Annotated in this window: 19 protein-coding genes; 7 read left to right on the top strand and 12 right to left on the bottom strand. The window is 65.0% G+C overall.

Features of this window, described 5'->3' with window-relative positions; translation table 11 throughout:
• The first annotated feature begins 66 nt into the window (after nt 1-66).
• Entirely contained in the window at nt 67-1194 is a 1128-nt protein-coding gene (locus M1D32_RS02090) for an FUSC family protein (protein WP_458780719.1), read from the top strand.
• On the opposite strand, the gene M1D32_RS02085 is transcribed toward M1D32_RS02090, so the two are convergent.
• From M1D32_RS02085 to M1D32_RS02060, 6 genes are read right to left on the bottom strand one after another with little or no spacing between them, the layout of a single operon-like run.
• Nucleotides 1191-2255: a Gfo/Idh/MocA family protein gene (locus tag M1D32_RS02085; RefSeq protein ID WP_458780718.1), complete on the bottom strand. Its 1065-nt coding sequence runs from the start codon at nt 2253-2255 to the stop codon at nt 1191-1193. The genes M1D32_RS02090 and M1D32_RS02085 overlap by 4 nt on opposite strands.
• Nucleotides 2255-3277, bottom strand: a complete 1023-nt coding sequence (locus tag M1D32_RS02080) for a LacI family DNA-binding transcriptional regulator (protein ID WP_458780717.1) — start codon at nt 3275-3277, stop codon at nt 2255-2257. The genes M1D32_RS02085 and M1D32_RS02080 overlap by 1 nt, the downstream gene beginning before the upstream one ends.
• 40 nt (nt 3278-3317) lie before the next feature.
• Nucleotides 3318-4760: a GH1 family beta-glucosidase gene (locus M1D32_RS02075; protein WP_458780716.1), complete on the bottom strand. Its 1443-nt coding sequence runs from the start codon at nt 4758-4760 to the stop codon at nt 3318-3320.
• Nucleotides 4760-5680, bottom strand: a complete 921-nt coding sequence (locus tag M1D32_RS02070; protein WP_458780715.1) for a carbohydrate ABC transporter permease — start codon at nt 5678-5680, stop codon at nt 4760-4762. The genes M1D32_RS02075 and M1D32_RS02070 overlap by 1 nt, the downstream gene beginning before the upstream one ends.
• On the bottom strand, nt 5677-6693 hold the full coding sequence (locus M1D32_RS02065; protein WP_458780714.1) for a carbohydrate ABC transporter permease: 1017 nt from the start codon (nt 6691-6693) through the stop codon (nt 5677-5679). The genes M1D32_RS02070 and M1D32_RS02065 overlap by 4 nt, the downstream gene beginning before the upstream one ends.
• Before the next feature lie 59 nt (nt 6694-6752).
• Nucleotides 6753-8012 carry an ABC transporter substrate-binding protein gene (locus M1D32_RS02060; RefSeq protein WP_458782260.1) on the bottom strand — a complete coding sequence of 420 codons (1260 nt, stop codon included), beginning with the start codon at nt 8010-8012 and terminating at the stop codon, nt 6753-6755.
• A 250-nt stretch (nt 8013-8262) separates the two neighbouring features.
• Between M1D32_RS02060 and radA the strand changes: the two genes are divergently transcribed.
• Nucleotides 8263-9636 (top strand): DNA repair protein RadA, encoded by a 1374-nt coding sequence (gene radA, locus M1D32_RS02055; RefSeq protein WP_458780713.1) that lies wholly within the window; start codon nt 8263-8265, stop codon nt 9634-9636.
• 52 nt (nt 9637-9688) lie between these two features.
• Here the strand turns inward: radA and M1D32_RS02050 are convergent, their stop codons facing one another.
• Nucleotides 9689-9958, bottom strand: a complete 270-nt coding sequence (locus M1D32_RS02050) for a hypothetical protein (protein WP_458780712.1) — start codon at nt 9956-9958, stop codon at nt 9689-9691.
• A 117-nt stretch (nt 9959-10075) separates the two neighbouring features.
• Between M1D32_RS02050 and M1D32_RS02045 the strand changes: the two genes are divergently transcribed.
• Nucleotides 10076-10549, top strand: coding sequence for an NUDIX domain-containing protein (locus M1D32_RS02045; RefSeq protein ID WP_458780711.1), 474 nt, complete (start codon nt 10076-10078; stop codon nt 10547-10549).
• Between the two features lie 8 nt (nt 10550-10557).
• On the opposite strand, the gene M1D32_RS02040 is transcribed toward M1D32_RS02045, so the two are convergent.
• From M1D32_RS02040 to M1D32_RS02020, 5 genes are all read right to left on the bottom strand, one after another.
• Nucleotides 10558-10791 (bottom strand): hypothetical protein, encoded by a 234-nt coding sequence (locus tag M1D32_RS02040; RefSeq protein WP_458780710.1) that lies wholly within the window; start codon nt 10789-10791, stop codon nt 10558-10560.
• Nucleotides 10792-10898: 107 nt separating this feature from the next.
• Nucleotides 10899-11303 (bottom strand): universal stress protein, encoded by a 405-nt coding sequence (locus M1D32_RS02035; protein WP_458780709.1) that lies wholly within the window; start codon nt 11301-11303, stop codon nt 10899-10901.
• Nucleotides 11300-12838 (bottom strand): tripartite tricarboxylate transporter permease, encoded by a 1539-nt coding sequence (locus M1D32_RS02030; RefSeq protein ID WP_458780708.1) that lies wholly within the window; start codon nt 12836-12838, stop codon nt 11300-11302. Before M1D32_RS02030 ends, M1D32_RS02035 begins: the two co-directional genes overlap by 4 nt.
• 10 nt (nt 12839-12848) lie before the next feature.
• The gene (locus M1D32_RS02025; protein WP_458780707.1) at nt 12849-13433 is read right to left on the bottom strand and encodes a tripartite tricarboxylate transporter TctB family protein; all 585 of its coding nucleotides are present in this window, start codon (nt 13431-13433) and stop codon (nt 12849-12851) included.
• A gap of 5 nt (nt 13434-13438) precedes the next feature.
• Complete coding sequence (locus M1D32_RS02020) at nt 13439-14443, bottom strand: Bug family tripartite tricarboxylate transporter substrate binding protein (protein WP_458780706.1); 1005 nt, start codon at nt 14441-14443, stop codon at nt 13439-13441.
• A 142-nt stretch (nt 14444-14585) separates the two neighbouring features.
• On the opposite strand from M1D32_RS02020, the gene M1D32_RS02015 reads away from it, so the two are divergent.
• The 4 genes from M1D32_RS02015 (at nt 14586) to M1D32_RS02000 (ending at nt 19496) form a co-directional block, all read left to right on the top strand.
• A complete protein-coding gene (locus M1D32_RS02015; protein ID WP_458780705.1) occupies nt 14586-15470 on the top strand; it encodes a LysR substrate-binding domain-containing protein in 885 nt (294 codons plus the stop codon).
• Nucleotides 15471-15610: 140 nt separating this feature from the next.
• Nucleotides 15611-16525 carry a 5-dehydro-4-deoxyglucarate dehydratase gene (kdgD, locus tag M1D32_RS02010; protein ID WP_458780704.1) on the top strand — a complete coding sequence of 305 codons (915 nt, stop codon included), beginning with the start codon at nt 15611-15613 and terminating at the stop codon, nt 16523-16525.
• Between the two features lie 41 nt (nt 16526-16566).
• On the top strand, nt 16567-18171 hold the full coding sequence (locus M1D32_RS02005; RefSeq protein WP_458780703.1) for an aldehyde dehydrogenase (NADP(+)): 1605 nt from the start codon (nt 16567-16569) through the stop codon (nt 18169-18171).
• The gene (locus M1D32_RS02000; RefSeq protein ID WP_458780702.1) at nt 18168-19496 is read left to right on the top strand and encodes an enolase C-terminal domain-like protein; all 1329 of its coding nucleotides are present in this window, start codon (nt 18168-18170) and stop codon (nt 19494-19496) included. The genes M1D32_RS02005 and M1D32_RS02000 overlap by 4 nt, the downstream gene beginning before the upstream one ends.
• Nucleotides 19497-19629 lie beyond the last annotated feature (133 nt).

Raw genomic sequence — 19629 nt, 5'->3', positions numbered from 1 at the left:
CACATCTCCGGCCGTAGTGGACCGGGAGCAAAATAAACGGCCGGGGCAACAAATAGACTGGACGGCATGGCTCCCGCAGCAGGACTCTCAGCAGGCAGGCGTTTCCTGCGCGGCCGTATCCGCACGGGGCTGATCCGCAGCCGGAACTCGCTGGTTCCCGCGATTCAGATGACTGTCTGCGCGGTGGGCGCCTACGCCTTCGCCGAGTACGTGCTGGGGCACTCAGGGCCGTTGTTCGCCGCTACCTCATCCCTGATCGCCCTTGGTTTTTCCCGGGAACCGCGGCTGCGGCGGGTAGTGGAGGTGGGCCTGGGCTGCACCATCGGCATTGCCGTGGGTGATCTGCTCCTGCACTGGCTCGGCGGCGGGATCTGGCAGGCCGCCGTCGTCCTTCTGTTCTCCATCCTGCTGGCCCGGTTCCTGGACAGCGGCACCATCTTCACCACCCAGCTGGGACTGCAGTCGCTGCTGGTTGTGCTGCTGCCTGCCCCGGCAGGGGGACCCTTCACGCGGAGCATTGACGCGGTGGTGGGCGGCCTCTGTGCATTGCTGGTGACCATCCTTATCCCCAAGGATCCGCGCCGGGAGCCGCGCAAGGATGTGCAGAAGCTGCTGCATGAACTGGCCGAGGTGCTGCGCGAGTGCGGCGACGCCCTGGTCAAGAGCGACTCCACGCAGGCCTGGCACGCCCTCATCCGGGGGCGGAACTGCCAGCCGCTGGTGGACGGCATGCGCCAGTCCCTCCGCGCGTCCGGGGAGGTGGCCACGCTGGCGCCCGCCTACCGGCGGCACAGGGAAGAGCTCGACCAGCTGAAACAGTCGTTGGACTTTATTGACCTGGCGCTGAGGAACAGCAGGGTTTTCGCACGGCGGCTCACCAGCGCCATCAACCACGCAGCGCTTTCCGATGAGGCGACGGAAAACATCGCGGAGGTGCTGCAGGAGACCGCTGCCGCGATTGATGAGCTTTCGCTGGGCCTGGCGGAAACGCACGACGGCGTCCGCCGCGCCCATCTGCGCACCGCCCGCCGGGACTTGAGCGAGATAGCCCTGCGTCTGCATCCGAAGCTGCTGGAGGTGCAGAGGCTGGAAGGCGAAACCGTGGTGATGCTGTACCGCCCGCTGATGGTGGACCTGCTGGAGGCCACGGGGATGGACGCGCGTGAAGCCCGGGATGTGTTGCCCGCGCTCTAGGACGGCCCGGTGGTTGAACGCGCCTGCTCATCATTCAGGTAGCGCAGCCCCAGCTGCTGCCGTGCTTCGTCCAGCAGTTCCATCACCTGCACGGTTTCAGCCCAGGGCATCAGCGGGCTCTCCTGCAGGCCTGCGCGGATGCAGCGGGCGGTTTCGCGCAGTTCGTGGATAAAGCCCTCAGTGTCCTCTGCGAATTCCTCCACACGGGTGCTCCCGTCCACCCCGCAAATCTCCAGCGTGCGCGGGTTGTATAGCGGGGAACCGGTCCTGATCCAGCCCGTGGTTCCGCTGATGGTGGCGGTGCCTGGTCCCGCAGCCTGCAGTGAAGAGGTCAGCTGCGCTGCAGCCCCTTCCGGGTATTCAAGGGTGATGGAGTTCTGGACGTCCACGCCGTCCTGGTTCAGGTGGCCTCTTGCCATGAGCCCCGCGGGGAACCCGAGGGCCGCGATGGCCCAGGTCAGCGGGTAAACGGCGAGGTCCAGCAGCGCTCCCCCGCCGGCCGCCGGATCCCACAGCCTGTCGGCGGGGTCGTAGGCAGCTGGAAAGCCCAGGTCGGCCTGGACCCAGCGGACCACTCCGATCTCCCCGCCGCCGGTCAGCTCCAGGGCTCGTCGGGTTGCCGGCAGGAAGCGGGTCCACACGGCCTCCATCAGGAAAAGACCCCGTTCCCCGGCCAACCGGACCAGCTCGCGGGCCTCTCCGGCGTTGATGGTGAAGGGTTTTTCACACAGGACATGCTTCCCGGCTTCCAGCGCCGCACGGGCAACCTCGAAGTGCTGTGCATGTGGGGTGGCCACGTACACCACATCCACCCGGGGATCGGAAAAGAGCCGCTGGTATCCGGTTCCGGTAGGACCGTCATGATAACTGACGGCAAAGCCGTGCTCCCGGGCGAATGCCTCCGCCGAACCCTTGCTGCGCGAACTTACCGCGTACAGCTCCGCGCCTTCAAGGCAGGCGAGGTCCCGGGTGACCCGGTGCGCGATGCGTCCTGTTGCCACAACGCCCCAGCGGAGCGTCCCGTCACTTCCCGTGCTGCCGTCCAACGCGTTGGCGGCCATCAGGCAGACTCACGGATCACGAGTGAGGTGGGGATCCGCGTGACCCGGTCAGCGTCCTTGCCCTCGATCAGGTCTACCAGGATTTCGGCCATCTTTTTTCCCATCTCAATGATCGGGTGGTGCACGGTGGTGAGCGGCGGGTTTACCGAAGTAGCGAATGAATCGTCGTCAAAGCCCACCACCGCTACGTCCTGGGGAATGCGGAGCCCGCGTTCCTGGAGCACGGTGAAGGCACCGGCGGCCATCTGGTCATTGGCCACGAACAGGCCGTCCACCGGCCGGCCGCTGCCCAGCAGCCGGCGCATCGCTTTCGCTCCCGATGCCAGGGTGAAGTCCCCGTACTCCACGAGGGAATCCTCGAACCCGGCCTCGGCCATGGCCGACCTCCACCCGTTGAGGCGGTCTATGCCCGGCGGCATGTCCTGCGGGCCTGCGATGGTGCCGATATTCGTCCGCCCGCCCTCGATCAGGACCCTTGTTGCACCCGCCGCTGCAGCCTCATTGTCAACATCCACGTAATAGCGCGCGCCTTCACCCAGCGGCCTGCCGGCGAACACCATGGGAATGTAATCACTCAGGTGGGTCCAGGACCTGTCGCCGGCGTGGTGGGATACCACCAGCGCGCCCGCCACGTTGCCGCCGAGCAGGAAAGCCCTCGTCTTCTCGGGCTTGGCTTCCGAGGCGATGACCATGTTCAGGGTGTAGTCAGTTTCCCCCAGGTACAACGCCACGCCCTGGACAACTGACGCGAAGAAGGGATCCGCGAACACCTTCGAGGTGGACTCCGGGACGATGAGCGTCACGGAGTTGGGCCGCCTGCTTGCCAGGGACCGCGCCGCCCGGTTTGGCGTGTAGTTCACGGCAAGGATGGCCTGGCGCACCTTGGCCGCAATGTCCTCGTCCACGCTTGGAACGTGATTGACCACCCGCGAGACGGTGGCGCGGGAGACCCCGGCCAGCGCTGCCACCATTTCAAGGGTTGGCGTTGGCCGGCTTCCGCTGGTGTCTTGCTTCACAATCATCGCTCCGTGGTCTGGCTGGCATATGGCCGGGGACTTCAGTTTAACCGGGCAGGGATGCAGCGGGCCGGGAAGCATACCTCTTTGCCGCGGCGATCAGTTCCGTATAGGCCTTGCCGCTGTCCTTGACAGTCCTTTCCAGCGTGCCGTAGTCCACACGGACAATCCCAAAGCGTTTTCCGTAGCCCCAGGACCATTCAAAATTGTCCAGGAGGGACCAGACGAAGTAGCCGCGGACGTCCGCGCCCTGGTCGATGGCTTCGCCCACGGCAGCCACGTGCTCCAGGATGAACCCGGTACGCCCTTCGTCGTGGACGGCGCCGTCGGCGCTAACAGTATCCTCATAGGCGGCACCGTTCTCGGTAATGTACAGCGGCGGCAGCGACGGGTACTCCTCCCCCAGCCGGACCAGGAGTTTGCGCAACCCGTCCGGGTTCACTTCCCAGCCCATCGCAGTCCGGGGCAGGCCCCGGCTGGGAAACGCAATGTCCTCGGAGCCGATCCACGGTGAAACGGAGGGGCGCTCGGCGCCGCCGGAGTGGCCGTCGCTTCCGGCGTCGTCCGCGTGGCCGCTGATCAGGTCATCGTGGTAGTGGTTCACCCCAAGGAAGTCCAGCGGCCCGCTGATGATCTCCAGGTCCCCGGGCAGGATAACGTCCGGCAGGCCGAACGGGGCGAGATCCCGCAGGGAATCTTCCGGGTAGCTCCCCCGCAGGATCGGATCGAGGAAGATCCGGTTCTGCAGGGAGTCAAACCGGCGTGCGGCGTCCAGGTCCACCGGGTCCGTGCTGTCCCGCGGGATGGAATTGCTGAGATTGAGGGTGATCCCAAGATGCTGTGCGCCCCTGCCCCGCAGTGCTTCTACCGCCAGCCCGTGGGCCAGGTGCTGGTGGTGTACGGCAGCGATCGCTGCGGCAGGCTCCTGACGGCCGGGAGCATGGACCCCGGACCCGTAGCCCAGGAGGGAAGAACAAAACGGCTCGTTGAAGGTGGTCCAGTGCCGGACCCTGTCCCCCAGCGCCGAGTACACATCGTTGGCGTAATCAACGAACCGGTACGCGGTGTCCCGGTTGGCCCAGCCGCCCTTTTCCTCGAGTGCCTGCGGGAGGTCCCAGTGGTAGAGGGTGAGCCATGGCAGGATCCCTGCCTCGAGAAGTTCGTCCACCAGCCGGGAGTAGAAGTCCAATCCCTCACGGTTGACGGTCCTGTCTCCGGGACGCACCCGGGCCCAGCTGGTGGAGAACCGGTATGAGTCCAGTCCCAGCTCTTTCATCAGACGGACATCCTGGGGCATCCGGTGGTAGTGGTCCACCGCCTGCTCAAGATGGTCACCGTTGGCGATGGCGCCGGGGATCCTGGCAAAGTGGTCCCAGATGGAATCTTCCTTGCCGCCTTCGTGGCCCGCGCCCTCTATCTGCGCGGCCGCCGTCGCCGATCCCCAGATAAAGCCGTCGGGCCATTGCCTCTTGTACGTCGGGTGCTCCATTAGCCCTTCACTGCTCCTTGCATGATTCCTGAGATGAGTTGTTTTCCCGCCAGCACAAAAAGCGCCAACAGCGGGAGTGTAGCCAGGACCGCTCCGGCGAGGACCACCGAGTAGTCCACGTAGCGGGCAGACTGCAGTTGGCTGAGCGCCGTCTGCAAAGTGGGGTTGCCGGCGTCGAGCACCAGCAGGGGCCAGAGGAAATCGGTCCAGGCCGTCATAAACGTGAACAGGCCCAGGATGGCCATGGCGGGCCGGGCCGCCGGGATGGCCACGTGCCAAAAAGTGGAAATCATGCTGGCCCCGTCCATCCTGGCGGACTCGATGAGTTCGTCCGGGATCACATCAACCAGGTATTGCCGCATGAAAAAGACGCCGAACGCCGTCACCAGCGTAGGCACCACCACGGCACCGATCTCCCCGGTCCATCCCAGGGTGCGCATCACCATAAAGAGCGGGATGATGCCCAGCTGGGTGGGAATGGCCATGGTGGCCACGACCATCAGCATCAGCCCGTTCCGGCCCTTGAACCGCAGTTTGGCGAACGCGTAGCCGGCGAGGGTAGAGAAGCCGACAACGGAAACGGTGATGATGCAGGAAATGAGGACGCTGTTTCCCAGGGCCAGCCAGAAGGGAATGGTGTCGAAGACCTCACCCACGTTGGTCCAGAAGTTCCCGCCCGGCAGCAGCGGCGGCCACGTCTCGCCGAGGGCCTCATTCGACCGGCTGCCGATAACGGCGGACCACCAGAGCGGATAGGCCGAGGACAGCAGGAATGCGAGGAGCAGGCCGTAGGTCAGGAATCCCGGTCTCTCGCCGGAGCCGAAAACCCGCTTCCGCAACCATGCCGGGCCGGTGGAAGGCTTGGTACTTGGGTTAGGGGCTGCAGCCGGCGCAGTGGATACGCCTTCGATGATGCTCATCGCTTGGTCCTTTCAGCGCGTTTCCGCGCAACTCTCCGGGCTGCCCGTGAGGGCTTGGCGGCGTCAGCCGTGGCGATCCGCCGCGAGATCAGGTAGTTGATGAGGCCGAACAGCACGATGATCAGGAAGAGCAGCCAGGCGATGGTGGATGCCTTGCCGAAGTTCTGGCGCTGGAAGGCCATTTCCCAGAGGTACAGGACCGTGGTCTGGAACTGCCGCTGTGAGCCGCCGGCCGTGGCGGGATCAAAGAGGCGCGGCTCGGTGAAGATTTGCAGGCCGCCGATGGTGGAGGTGATGACCACAAACACCATGGTGGGCCGGATGCTCGGCAAGGTGATGCTGAAGAACCGGCGGACGGCGCCGGCGCCGTCCAGGGCGGCGGACTCGTAGAGGTCACGGGGAACGGCCTGCATTGCCGCAAGCAGGATCAGGGCGTTGTAACCGGTCCAGCGCCAGTTCACCATGGTGGCGATGGCGATGTGGCTGGGCAGTGTTTCGCTCTTCCACATCACCGGGTCCAGGCCGAAGTTGCCCAGCACGTTATTGATCAGTCCGTACTGTTCGCCGAACATGTTGGTGAAGATCATGGCCACTGCCACCGGGGTGACGATGTAGGGCAGGAGCACGCTCATGCGCCAGAACGTCCTGGCCCGCAGGTTCTGGTCCAGCACGGCCGCCAGGAAGAGCGCAACGGCAAGCTGCGGGATGGCGGACAGCAGGAAGATGCTCACCGTGTTGAAGAGGGAGTTCCAAAAGAATCTGTCCTGCAGGACCTCCACGAAGTTCTGCAGTCCCACGAATTCGCCCTGGCCCTTGAGCAGGTGCCAGTCGAAGAGGCTGACCACGAACGTGTACACCAGCGGGAACAGTCCCACCAGCGCGAACAGGATAAAGAAGGGAGCGATATAGAAGTAGGGCGATGCCTTGACGTCAAAGACGTTCAGCTTCTGCCGGAAGGTTGGCTTGGCTTTTATGGCCGCAGGTTTGGCGGGGCGGTTCAGGGTGGTTGTCATTGGGCTCTTGCCCTCCATCGGGGGGCCTCCCTTTCCGGGAGGCCCCACAGCGGGTGGTGCTAGTTGTTTACGACCAGGTCGTTAAGGAGGGCCAGGGCTTCGGACCAGGCTTTGTCCGCATCGGCCGTGCCGCCGTCGAGCATCTTCATCGCAGGGCCGAACACGTTCTCCTGGATCACGGAGTCGTCAGGTCCCTTGAACTGGGCCACCACGCCCTTGGCGCGGTTGGCAAGGATAACGCCCGTGGGGGCGTTGTTGAACAGCACGTTGGGGGTGGCGTCTGCCACAAGCTTCTCCTGCGCCTTCAGGGTGCTGGGGAAGTTGTTGGCGGCGGCCGACTGCTTAACCTGCTGCTCAGGTGCCGTGAGCCAGGCCGCCAGCTTGGCCGCTTCTGCCGGGTGCTCGGAGGTCTTGGGCACTGAGAGGAAAGCTCCGCCCCAGTTCGAGGCACCGCCGGGGAAGACGTCGGCGAAGTCCCAGCCACTGTCGGTGCCGCCGCCCGCTGATTCCAGCTGGCCCTTGATGGTGCCGAGCATCCAGCCCGGGCAGACGAAGGTGGCGAAGGAACCGTCAGTGAACGCTTTGCCGTTGCCCCAGTCCCACTGGGTCTGGTTGGCGGACAATCCGGAGGCGGTGCCGGCAGCCAGCATGTTGAACTTGGCCTTCATCTCGGAGTTGCCGTCGATGTTCAGCTTGCCGTCCTTGGTGTAGTAACCCTCCTCCATCTGGTTCACCATGGAGTTCCAGACGAAGCCGGACTGGTCGTACCAGGCCTTTCCGGTGGCCGCCTTATACTGCTCGCCGAGCTTGAAGTAGTTTTCCCAGGTGGCGTCCTCGCCGCCGAAGAGGTTCGCTACCGATTCACGGTCCTTCGGCAGGCCGGCAGCCTCGAACAGCTTGCCGTTGTAGCAGAGGCCCTGCGGTCCGATGTCCGTTCCGTACCCGATGACACGGCCGTCCGGATCAGTTCCCTGCTTGAACTTCCAGTCCACCCAGTTGTCCTTGAGGTCCGCTGCCCCGTGCTCGTTGAGGTCCACGAACTGGTCCGAAACCTCCATGATGGAGCCGAGCCAGCCCTCCTCGATGGCCACCACGTCGCTGAGGCCGGAGCCGGCCGCGAGCTTGGTGAAGGCATCGGTGCGGGCGTTCGCTCCGCGGTCGATGTTGGTGGCCTTGATCTTGATTCCCGGGTTGGCCTGCTCGTATTCACCGTAAAGATCGTCATAACCGAACGTTCCAAAGGTGGTGACCGTGAGCTCCACGGGATTGTCTGCGCTTGCTGCCTGTTCTGTACTGCTGCTGCAGCCGGTGGCCATCATGGCCAGGGCTGCTGCGCCCGCGATGGCGGCCGCCGTATGTCGACGTGCGAATTTCAAGGTCACTCCTTTGTGTGGGACTGCCGGTGCTGAGAGAGCGCTCTCTAGCAAGTCCCTGAACTCTATTGGTGACGGGGATCACTGTCAAGAGAGCGCTCTCTCCAACCGACGAATCGTCCCCGTGGACGGGTACACGGGCGCGCGAGTCGAACCCGTGCGGGGAATGTCAGTGCCCGCCGCTAGGGTGGAACGCATGGCTACAAAGACTTCCCGGGCATCCAAGGCGCCCGCCTACAAGTGCGCCGAATGCGGCTGGACCACCGTCAAGTGGGTGGGCCGGTGCGGCGAGTGCCAGGCGTGGGGCACCGTGGAGGAAACCGGCACCGCGGTGGCGCGTACGACGGCGGCTACTACCGTTGCGGAGCCGGCGCGCCGGATCGCCGAGGTGGATGCCACCACGGCCGCCTATCTGCCAACGGGCGTTGACGAACTGGACCGGGTGCTGGGCGGCGGGCTGGTCCCGGGTGCCGTCATCCTGCTCGCCGGCGAACCCGGCGTGGGCAAGTCCACGCTGCTGCTGGACGTGGCGGCGAAGTTTGCCCGGACGGCGCAGGACGTCTTGTATGTGACCGGTGAGGAGTCCGCAGCGCAGGTGAAGCTGCGTGCCGAGCGGATCGACGCCGTGGCGGAGTCGCTGTACCTCTCCGCGGAAACGGATTTGGGCCAGGCCCTCGGGCAGGTGGAGAAGATTGAGCCGCGGCTGCTGATCGTGGACTCGGTACAGACCCTCAGCAGCGCCGACGTTGACGGCAGCGCCGGCGGTGTTTCGCAGGTCCGGGAGGTGGCGGCGTCCATTATTGCCGCGGCCAAGCGGCGGAACATGACCTCACTGCTGGTGGGTCACGTGACCAAGGACGGCTCCATCGCCGGGCCGCGGCTGCTGGAGCACCTGGTGGACGTGGTGTGCCAGTTTGAGGGTGAGCGCCATTCCCGGCTCCGTCTGCTGCGGGCCGTCAAGAACCGCTACGGGCCCACGGACGACGTCGGCTGCTTCGACCTGAATGAAAACGGCATCGAAGGGCTCGCCGATCCCAGCGGGCTCTTTGTCAGCCGCACCAAGGACCCTGTTTCGGGCACATGCATCACCGTCACCATGGAAGGACGGCGCCCGCTGCTGGCGGAGGTGCAGTCACTGCTCGCGGAAAGTCCCAACTCCCAGCCGCGGCGGGCCACCAGCGGCCTCGACAGTTCCAGGGTTTCCATGCTGCTGGCCGTGCTGCAGCAGCGGGCCGGCACCTTGCTGCACAAGGATGATTCCTACGTTGCCACGGTGGGCGGAGTAAAGCTGAGCGAACCCGCCACGGACCTCGCTGTGGCCCTTGCCGTGGCCTCGGCAAAGGCCCGCAAGCCGTTGCCCATCCGGCTGGTTGCCTTCGGGGAGGTGGGCCTGGCCGGCGAGGTCCGCCCTGTCCCCGGCATTAACCAGCGCATCCAGGAGGCGCATCGGCTGGGGTTCACACACGCCGTGGTTCCGGCAAGCCATACCGGCCCGGGGCCGGTTCCGGCCGGGTTTTCGGTCCGGGAAGTGGAGCACTTGACGGAGGCACTGAGTCTGCTGATTGGATAGAGACTGCTGTTCGGGCAGCGAATTAGCCGGCGGCGTCAACCTCCACCGTCCTCTATCCGTGCTGGGACAAGGAATCGGGGTCGTCCTTGTGGGAATTAAAGAGCCAGCCGGAGACATCGCTGCGCAGCACCAGGAGCGGGCCGCCGGTGGCGCTGACGTTGCCTGTGGGCACGTAATAGCCACGGCCTGAGCCCGGTCCGCCCGCCGCACGGTCCAGGGCGTCAACCAGATGCCGCGGCAGGTGGCCCTGCGGGCCAAGAATGCGAAGCTCATCAAGTTCTTCCGGCGTCAGCCGTGCCAAAACCTCAGCGATGTTGGCCATGACGGGTCCCTTCGAGCAAAGTGCCTGAAGGAATAACCTAAAGCAGCGCCGTGAACTGCAGGTTAACGTTGGACGGCAATTACCGTTCGTTGTGAAAATTCAGCAGGTGGAGGACAGGTGCCGGTTTTCAGCGCAGGAATACTGCTGTACAGGCGGGCAAACCCCGGCGGCCTTGAAGTCTGGATAGCCCACATGGGCGGGCCGTTTTGGGCACGCAAGGACGCCCACGCCTGGTCCATCCCGAAGGGTGAATACAGCGGCGGCGAAGATCCGCTGGCGGCGGCCCTGCGGGAGTTCGCCGAAGAGATGGGATCGCCTGCCCCGGCCGCGGACTACCAGCAGCTCGGACAGTTCCGGCAGCCGTCCGGCAAGATCATCACGGTTTTTACGGCGGAGCAGGACTTCCAGCCGGACCGGATTGTCAGCAACACTTTCCCATTGGAGTGGCCCAAGGGTTCGGGAAGGATTCAGCACTACCCCGAGATCGACGATGCCCGCTGGTTTCCTGAGGCGGAAGCGAGGGTCAAGCTGGTGAAGGGCCAGCTGCCGGTCCTTGATGCCCTGGCGGAACACGTCCGCGGGCCGTCATAGGACCGGCGTCAAGCCGCCGCCTGTTCCCGCCGCCGTCCGACCCGCGCTTGAACCTGTGACGGTGCCTGCGTCCGTGAAGGGGCCGCGCCCTGGGACACCTTCGTGACCGTAACGCCGTCAACGGAACAGAGCATGGTCCTCCCGGCACCGTCGGTCCTGATGATCCAGAAGACGCTGCGGTCGGCGGCGATCATGTCGATGGTTCCGGACATCACCGCCCCACCCGCCGTGCGCACCTCCACGGTGTCGTTCCTGCACAGTTTGGACCAGTCGGGAACAGGCACAGCTGCAGGCGCTGGTCGGCGGGGGGCGGGATTGTGTTTGTACATGATGCTTCCCGTCACCGGTGTTAGAAGTGCCCGCCGTCGGCCTTGACGGCCAGGACCGGGCGGTCAGCCTGCATCAGGATCTGCTGTGCGTGGCTGCCCAGGATGAACTTCCCTACGTGGGTGCGGTGCCGCAGGCCAATCACGATGAGCGAGGCGTCAACCTCCCTGGCGACATCGAGGAACTCATCGGCCAGGTCGTGCTGGTACGGCGGCTGGATAACCGTTGCCTTTACTCCGACGTCGGCAGCACGCTTGGCGGCCTGCGCCAGAACGTCTTCAGGGGCCACTGATTTGTCCACGAGGGCTCCCTGCCGCGCCGAGTTGACGATCACCAGGTCCTCGTTGCGGAGCTTTGCTTCGGCGATGCCTGCTGCGAGTGCAGCCTGCCCTGCGGGCGTTGGAACGAATCCGACGATGATGCTCATACCTTCTCCTTGATGTCCGGCGTGACGGCTGATGTTGAGGCAGTTGAACTGCGCTTGCGCTTGGCGATGGCGCCGCGGATGGCCGGAAGTACGGCTACCAGGACGAAGACCACCAGCAGTGTGGCAGAGATGGGACGGCCGAAGAACCCAAGGGGATCGCCGCCGAAGACCAGCAAGGAGCGGCGCATGGAGCTCTCCAGCAGCTCGCCGAGCACGAAAGCCAGCACCAGGGGGCCCGGTTCGAAGCCAAACTTCTTCATGAGGTAGCCGATGATGCCGAAGACCACCACGAGCGTCACGTCAAACATGCTGTTGTTGATGGTGTAGGCGCCCAAAAGCGTGATCAAGGCCGTGACGGGAGCCAGGATGGCGGCGCGTACGCGGAGGATCTTCACGAAGATCCCCACCAGCGGCAGGCTCATGATCAGCAGCAGGATGTTGCCGATGTACATGGAGTTCACCACGCCCCAGAAGAGCTCCGGGTTCTGCTCCACCAACTGCGGGCCGGGGGTGACACCCTGGATCAGAAGGGCACCGAACATCAGCGCCATGGTGGCGTTGGCGGGGATGCCAAGCGTCAGCAGAGGTATGAAGGACGAGGTGGCCGCAGCATTGTTGGCGGTTTCCGGTCCTGCGACGCCCTCGGGGGCACCCTTGCCGAAGCGTTCCGGCTGCTTTGCCCGCTTTTTCTCCATGGCGTAGGAGGCCATGGAGGCGATGGTTGCACCGCCACCGGGCAGGATGCCCAGGAAGAAGCCCAGCACGGAACCGCGGCCGATGGCACCCGACGCCTGCCTGAGGTCTTTGCGGGAAGGCCAGACATTGGCGACTTTCGACGGCGCCTTGGCGGCCCGGTGCCGCTCCTCAAGGTTGTAGAGGATTTCACCGAGGCCGAAAATGCCCATGGCGATCGGCACGAAATCGATGCCGTCAGCGAGTTGCAGACTGCCAAACGTAAACCGGCTTTCACCCGTAAAAATGTCCCGGCCAACCGTGGCGAGGAGCAGTCCGAGCGCCGCGGCGATGAGCGCTTTGGCTTTTGACCCGCTGCTGATGGTTGCCACGAGGAGGATGCCGAGCATGGCCAGCGCGGTGTATTCGGGCGGCCCGAAGTCCAGGGCGAAGCTGGCCACGATAGGGGCAAGGAATGTCAGGCCGATAATGGCCGCGGTGCCGCCCACAAAGGAGCCGATGGAGGCCAGGCCCAGCGCCGTGCCGGCCCTGCCCTGCTTCGCCATCTGGTAGCCGTCAAACACAGTAACCACCGAGGAAGCTTCACCCGGCAGGCGCAGGAGCACGGAAGTGATGGTGCCGCCGTACTGTGCACCGTAGAAGATTCCGGCGAGCATGATGATGGCGGTGACTGGCTCCACGTTATAGGTGAGCGGAAGCAGGATGGCGATGGTTGCCGCGGGCCCCAGGCCGGGCAGCACACCGATCAGCATGCCGATCACGACGCCAATCAGGCAGTAAAGGAGGTTGGTGGGCTCCAGGACTACCGCGAATCCGTTGATAACGGGATTGAGAAAATCCACGGGAGGTCTCCTAGAAGAGGTGGGGAACGGAGGTGTTCAACGCGAGGACGAAGATGGCATAAAAAGCGATGACGACGCTCGCACTGACCACCAGCGTGGAGCGCCAGGTTTCGCCGCCGAGGAAGCGCATCCAGATGATGCAGAGCACCAGGGCAGGCAGTTCAAAGCCAATCAGCGGCATCAGGGCCACCATGGCAGCGAGGGTCACCAGGCCGGTGAGCGGCGAGGTGGACATGCGCGTGAACTTTTCCGCGTCCCGGTTGTGCCGGCCGCCAACCAGCTGGAACAGGCCCAGGGCCACCATGACGCAGCTGATGATGAACGGCCATAGGCCGGGCTGCGGGGCGGACGGCGTGCCCAGCCCCATTGCCATCGAGAGGATGGCTGCAGCAACGCCGACGCCAAGAACCACCAATGATGATGCAGCGTTGGCGAGGGCTCCGGCTGCGGGAGGCTTTTCTTCCTCCCACTGCGCTGCGAGTTGCTCCGGGGTCAGGTCATCCAGGACTTCATCGGGGAAGGTATGGGGGGCGTCCCCGCCGGAGGCAGCAGTAGCACTGCTGCCTCCGGCGGGTCCTGCGGGGGTTCCTTTCACAGAAATCACTTATTTCCGCTCAGGCTGATGTCGTGCTTCTCCACCAGTTCCTTGTACTTCGCTGCGTATGCCTTCCATTCCGTCACGACTTCCTCGCCGGAAATCTCCTTCGGGGTCAGCATGTTCTTCTTGTTGAACTCCTTGTAGGCGTCAGACTTGAACGACTCCTGGAACGCGGCGAGCAGCTTGTCCTTGACCTCCTGCGGGGTACCCTTCGGGGCGGCCACTGCACGGTATTGGGCAACCGGAACGTCATAGCCGGCTTCCTTTGCCGTGGGCGTGTCAGGAAGGAAGCTGTTGCGCTCTTCCGAGAACACCAGGAGCGGGCTCACCTTTCCGGCCTCGATCTGCGGCATGGCTTCGCCCAGCTGGATAGTGGCGAGCTCCACCTGGTTGCCGAGGACTGCAGTCAGGGCCGGCTTGCCGCTGTCAAAGGGGATGTCCGTGCCTTTGACGTCAGCCTGCTTGAACAGCACCGTCTGGGCCAGTTGGCTGCCCGTGCCGACGCCGGTGGTGCCGAAGGTGACGTTGCGTCCTGCTCCGGTCACATCCTGGAAGGTCTTGAATCCGGACTCGGCGCTGGCCACCAGCACGTAGTCGTCCTGCGACAAACCCGTAATGATGTCCAGGTCATCAATGTTCACTGCTTCATCGGCGCTGACCGCCAAGGGGGTGATGGTGATCAGGGATGCGTTGAGCAGTACCAATTCCTGGCCGTCGGCGGCTTTGCCGGCAACTTCCTTGGTGGCCAGCGCACCGTTGGCGCCGGGCTTGTTGACCACCGGCATCGGCTGGCCGAGGGTCTTGGAGGCACCTTCGGCGAGGGCGCGGGCGATCAGGTCGGTGCTGCCGCCGGCAGCCTGGCCCACGGAGAGGTTGACAGGGCCGGACGGGTATTTGGCCGAGTCGGCCGCGCCGCCGCCGGCGACATTGCCGCACGCCGTCAGCGCCAGCAGCGTAACGGCCGATGCCGCTCCGAGGATCGTGCGGCGTGTGGGGAAGTGCTTCATTGGAACTCCTAGTTGGCACGGCGGGCGTTGGGGCCCGGAACATCTGTGAAGCGGGTCACCCCGTTCGCTTTGTCGAGTGTAGGGAGTGGTTATGATGCATGTCTAAGCCCAAATCTGCATCATTTGATACCTGGAAGGCATCATGTTTACTTTTGACCAGCTGGCAGGCTTTATCGCCGTAGCGGAGGAGCTCCACTTTGGACGGGCCGCGGAACGGCTCAACATGACGCAGCCCCCGCTGAGCCGCCAGATCCAGAAGCTGGAGAAGATCGTGGGTGCGGAACTGCTTGAGCGGGACAACCGCAAAGTGGAGTTAACGCATGCTGGGCAAACGTTCCTCGAGGAGGCGCGCCGCCTCATGGCCCTTGCCGAACGGGCACCGGTCACGGCGCGGCGCATCGCTTCGGGGCGGTCGGGCATCCTCCGCATCGGGTTTACCGCCGCCAGCGGCTTCAGCATCCTGGGGCCGCTGCTGGAGGAGCTTTCACAAATCATTCCCGATGTGGATGTGGACCTGCAGGAGCTGGTCACAGGCGAGCAGCTCAACGGGTTGCTGACGGGGGAACTGGATCTCGGGCTGGCGCGTCCTCCGTTCGACAAGGAGACCTTCGACTCCCACCTCCTTTACCGCGAGTCCATGGTCCTGGCCGTCCCGTCGGGCCATCCGCTGACGCTGTTGGCGCGGGATGTCTCGCCGGAGGACTTCAAAGAGGAGCCGCTGATTATGCATTCCGCCACCCAGGCCCGCTATTTCTATGACCTCGTGGTCCGGACGCTCCCCTTCAGCCATGCCAACGTTGTCCACACCGTGAGCCAGATCCTGACCATGGTGTCGCTGGTTGCGGCAAAGCGCGGGGTGGCCTTCGTGCCCCACTCCGCCACCCTGCTGGGCATCAAGGGCGTGGAGTTCCTCCCGCTCACAGGCGGGGACGGCGAACAGGTGGAGCTGCACGCCATCTGGAACCGCAGAATTACGAACCCTGCCCTTGCACGCCTGCTCCGGGACCTCGAGTTCGCCATGGAATAGGTTGCGGCGGCCTTAGGTCCTCATACCCACAAGGTATCAAAACATACAAAATTGCACTTAGACAGGCATCAGCGTCACTCCTAGTCTGGAAAGGAATCATCAGCCCGCCGCCCGCGGCGCACACACCGGAGGACCACACCGTGGCAAAGTACTCACCCCAGGAACTGGCGGACACCCTCAAGGAAGGCCTGCTGTCCTTCCCTGTCACCTCATTCGACGCCAAGCTGCAGTTCGATGAGGAGAACTACCGCAAGCACCTGGCGTGGCAGGCGAGCTTCCCGGTGGCAGGCCTTTTCGCGGCCGGCGGTACCGGCGAAGGCTTCTCACTGACCCCGGCCGAATCGGAGCGCGTAGTCCGCACCGCCGTCGATGAAGTGGGCGGCCAGGTTCCTGTCCTTGCCTCGGCCGGCGGTTCCACCGCGCAGGCCATCGAGAACGCGAAAGCTGCCGAAGCGGCCGGCGCGGAAGGTCTCCTGCTCCTCCCTCCGTACCTGACTGAAGCGGACCAGGCCGGGTTGACCGAACACGTGAGCGCAGTATGTGCGGCCACTTCCCTTGGCGTCATCATCTACAACCGGGCCAACGCCATCTACAAGGACACCACGGTGGCAACCCTGGCCGACCGCCACGAAAACCTCATCGGCTTCAAGGACGGCGTGGGCGACCTCGAGCACGACGCCCGCGTCTACGCAAAGCTCGGCGACCGGCTCTTCTACCTTGGCGGCCTGCCTACCGCCGAAACCTTCGCGCTGCCGCTGCTGCAGCTCGGCATGAGCACCTACTCCAGCGCCATGTACAACTTCGTCCCGCAGTTCGCCCTGGACTTCTACCAGGACGTGCGCAACAACGACCGGGTTGCCGTGAACAAAAAGCTCAACGACTTTGTGATCCCGTACCTGGATATCCGCGACCGCGTGAAAGGATATTCCGTGTCCATCGTCAAGGGTGGCCTGGACGCCATTGGCCGCTCCGCAGGTCCGGTCCGCCCGCCGCTGCAGAACCTCGCCGAGCAGGACCTCGCGGACCTCAAAGCCCTCATCGCAGCCGTCTCCTGATCAACCGTCTCCTGATCCACCCCTTACTAGGAGGAACCACTGTGACCCTTACCGGACACTCCCTGATCGCCGGACAGCCCACTGCCGGCGAAGGCAAAACCACGTTCGGCTTCAACCCGGCCACCAACCAGGCCCTGGAGCCCACCTACACGCTGCTCACCGAGGAGCAGCTCAAGGCAGCAACGGCTGCCGCCGCCCAGGCCTTCGCGTCCTTCAGCACCCTTGACCCCGAGACCCACGCCGGCTTCCTCGAAGCCATCGCGGACAACATCGAGGCCATCGGCGAGGAACTCATCATCCGCGCCGGCCAGGAAACCGGCCTCCCCGCCGCCCGGCTCCAGGGCGAACGCGCACGCACCACCGGCCAGCTGCGCCTCTTCGCGGCGGTGGTCCGGCAGGGCGACTTCCGCGGGGTCCGCATCGACCCCGCGCTGCCGGAACGTACTCCCCTCCCCCGGGCAGACATCCGCCAGCGCCAGATCCCGCTCGGCCCCGTCGCCGTGTTCGGCGCCAGCAACTTCCCGCTGGCCTTCTCGACGGCGGGTGGAGACACCGCCTCGGCCCTCGCCGCCGGCTGCCCGGTCGTCTTCAAAGCCCATAACGCCCACCCGGGCACCAGCGAACTCGTCGGCCAGGCCATCGCCAAGGCCGTCAAGGACAATGGCCTGCACCCCGGCGTCTTCTCCCTGGTCTATGGCCCGGGCGCGAGCATCGGACAGGCCCTCGTCGCCGACCCCGCCATTAAGGCCGTCGGCTTTACGGGCTCCCAGGCCGCCGGCGTCGCCCTGATGCGCACCGCCGCCGCCCGCCCCGAGCCGATCCCGGTCTACGCGGAAATGTCTTCGTTGAACCCGGTCTTCGTCTTCGAAGGCGCCCTCAAAGGTGACATCGACGCGCTGGCCCAGCAGTACGTCACTTCTGTCACGGGCAGCTCCGGCCAGCTCTGCACCTCCCCGGGCCTGCTGTTCGCCCCCGAAGGCGAGGACGGCGACAAACTCGCAGCCGCCGTCGGCCGTGCCGTTTCCGCCTGCGCCGGCCAGACCATGCTCACCGCGGGGATCGCCGAATCCTGGAATGCCGGTACCAAAACCCTCGGCAATGCGGGCGGCGTCCAGGTCATCGGCCAAGGCACTCCCGGCCCCACCGAAAACGCCCCCGCCCCCACCATCTTCGGCACCGGCGTCACGGAATTCACCGGCAACCACGTCCTGCACGAGGAAATATTCGGTGCCGCATCCCTGGTGATCCGCTACGCCTCAGTCGAGGACCTCCTCCAGGCCGCCACCCGCATCGAAGGCCAGCTCACCGCCTCGCTGCAACTGACGGAAGAGGACTACCCGACGGCGGCACGCCTCCTTCACGTCCTGGAACAGAAGGTGGGCCGCATCATCGTCAACGGCTGGCCCACCGGCGTCGAAGTCGGCCACGCCATGGTTCACGGCGGCCCCTTCCCCGCTACCTCCGACTCCCGCACCACGTCAGTCGGAACGCTCGCCATCAACCGCTTCCTGCGCCCCGTCGCCTACCAGAACCTCCCCCAGGAACTCCTCCCGGAGGCTCTGCAGGATGCCAACCCCTGGCACCTGAACCGGCGGATCGACGGCGAAGTGGTCCCCGCTGCAGAGAAAGCTGAGGTCGGCGCATGAGCAACCAGCCCACCATCACGCGCGTGGAAGTAGTACCCGTTGCCGGCCATGACAGCATGCTGATGAACCTCAGCGGAGCGCACGGCCCCTTCTTCACCCGCAACGTCGTCATCATCACCGATTCCGATGGACGCACCGGCCTCGGCGAGGTCCCTGGCGGCGAGAAGATCCGCACCACCATCGAGGAAGCCGGTGCCCTCATCAACGGCAAACCGGTGGCACGCTACCGGTCGCTGCTGCGCGAAGTGGCGGCCGCGTTTGCCGACCGTGATGCCGGCGGCCGTGGCCTGCAGACCTTCGACCTTCGGACCACGGTCCACGCTGTCACTGCCGTCGAGTCGGCGCTGCTGGACCTGCACGGGCAGTTCCTCGGCGTCCCGGTCGCGGAACTGCTGGGCGACGGCCAGCAGCGCTCCTCGGTCCCGATGCTCGGCTACCTGTTCTTCATCGGGGACCATGCCCGCACCGACCTTCCCTACCTGGTGGAGGACGCACCCGCGGACCGCTGGGAGAAGCTCCGGCGCCAGGAGGCGATGACTCCGGACGCCGTCGTCGCGCTGGCCGAAGCCGCCCAGGAACGCTACGGCTTCAGCGACTTCAAGCTCAAGGGCGGCGTGCTGTCGGGTGACGACGAAGTGGATGTTGTCACGGCCCTGGCCAAGCGCTTCCCGGACGCCAGGGTCACGCTTGACCCTAATGGCGGCTGGCTGCTGGACGAAGCCATCCGGCTCGGCAAGCGGATGCAGGGCGTCGTTGCCTACGCCGAGGACCCCTGCGGCGCGGAAGGCCGCTTCTCCGGCCGTGAGGTCATGGCCGAATTCCGCCGGGCCACCGGCCTGAAGACGGCCACCAACATGATCGCCACGGACTGGCGGGAAATGTCGCACGCCATCCGCAGCAACGCCGTCGATATTCCGCTGGCTGATCCGCACTTCTGGACCATGCACGGTTCGGTACGGGTGGCGCAGATGTGCCACGAGTTCGGCCTCACCTGGGGATCACACTCGAACAACCACTTCGACATTTCGCTGGCCATGTTCACGCACACCGGCGCCGCGGCTCCCGGCGAGATCACCGCACTGGACACGCACTGGATCTGGCAGGACGGCCAGGGCCTCACCAAGGAGCCACTGCAGATCAAGGGCGGCGCCATCGAGGTTCCGGAGGCCCCCGGCCTGGGCATCGAACTGGACCGCGAAGCCCTGGACAAGGCGCACCAGCTGTACCTGGCGCACGGCCTCGACGCCCGGGATGACAGCATCGGCATGCAGTACTACATCGATGGCTGGTCCTTCGACCCGAAGCGGCCCTGCCTCGTACGGTAGCGGCCGTCCGGCAGCAGGCCTCCGGTAGTTGCCTTCGGGTAGCCGCCCGGTACGCGCTGTCCAGTAAAGTAGTGGGGTCGCTGTGGCGTGCCCCACTACTTTCGGGAACCCGAGCCGGCCTGCTTTATCTATT

The organism is Arthrobacter sp. D3-16, from assembly GCF_054408515.1.
This window is presented reverse-complemented; position numbering and strand designations above follow the sequence as displayed.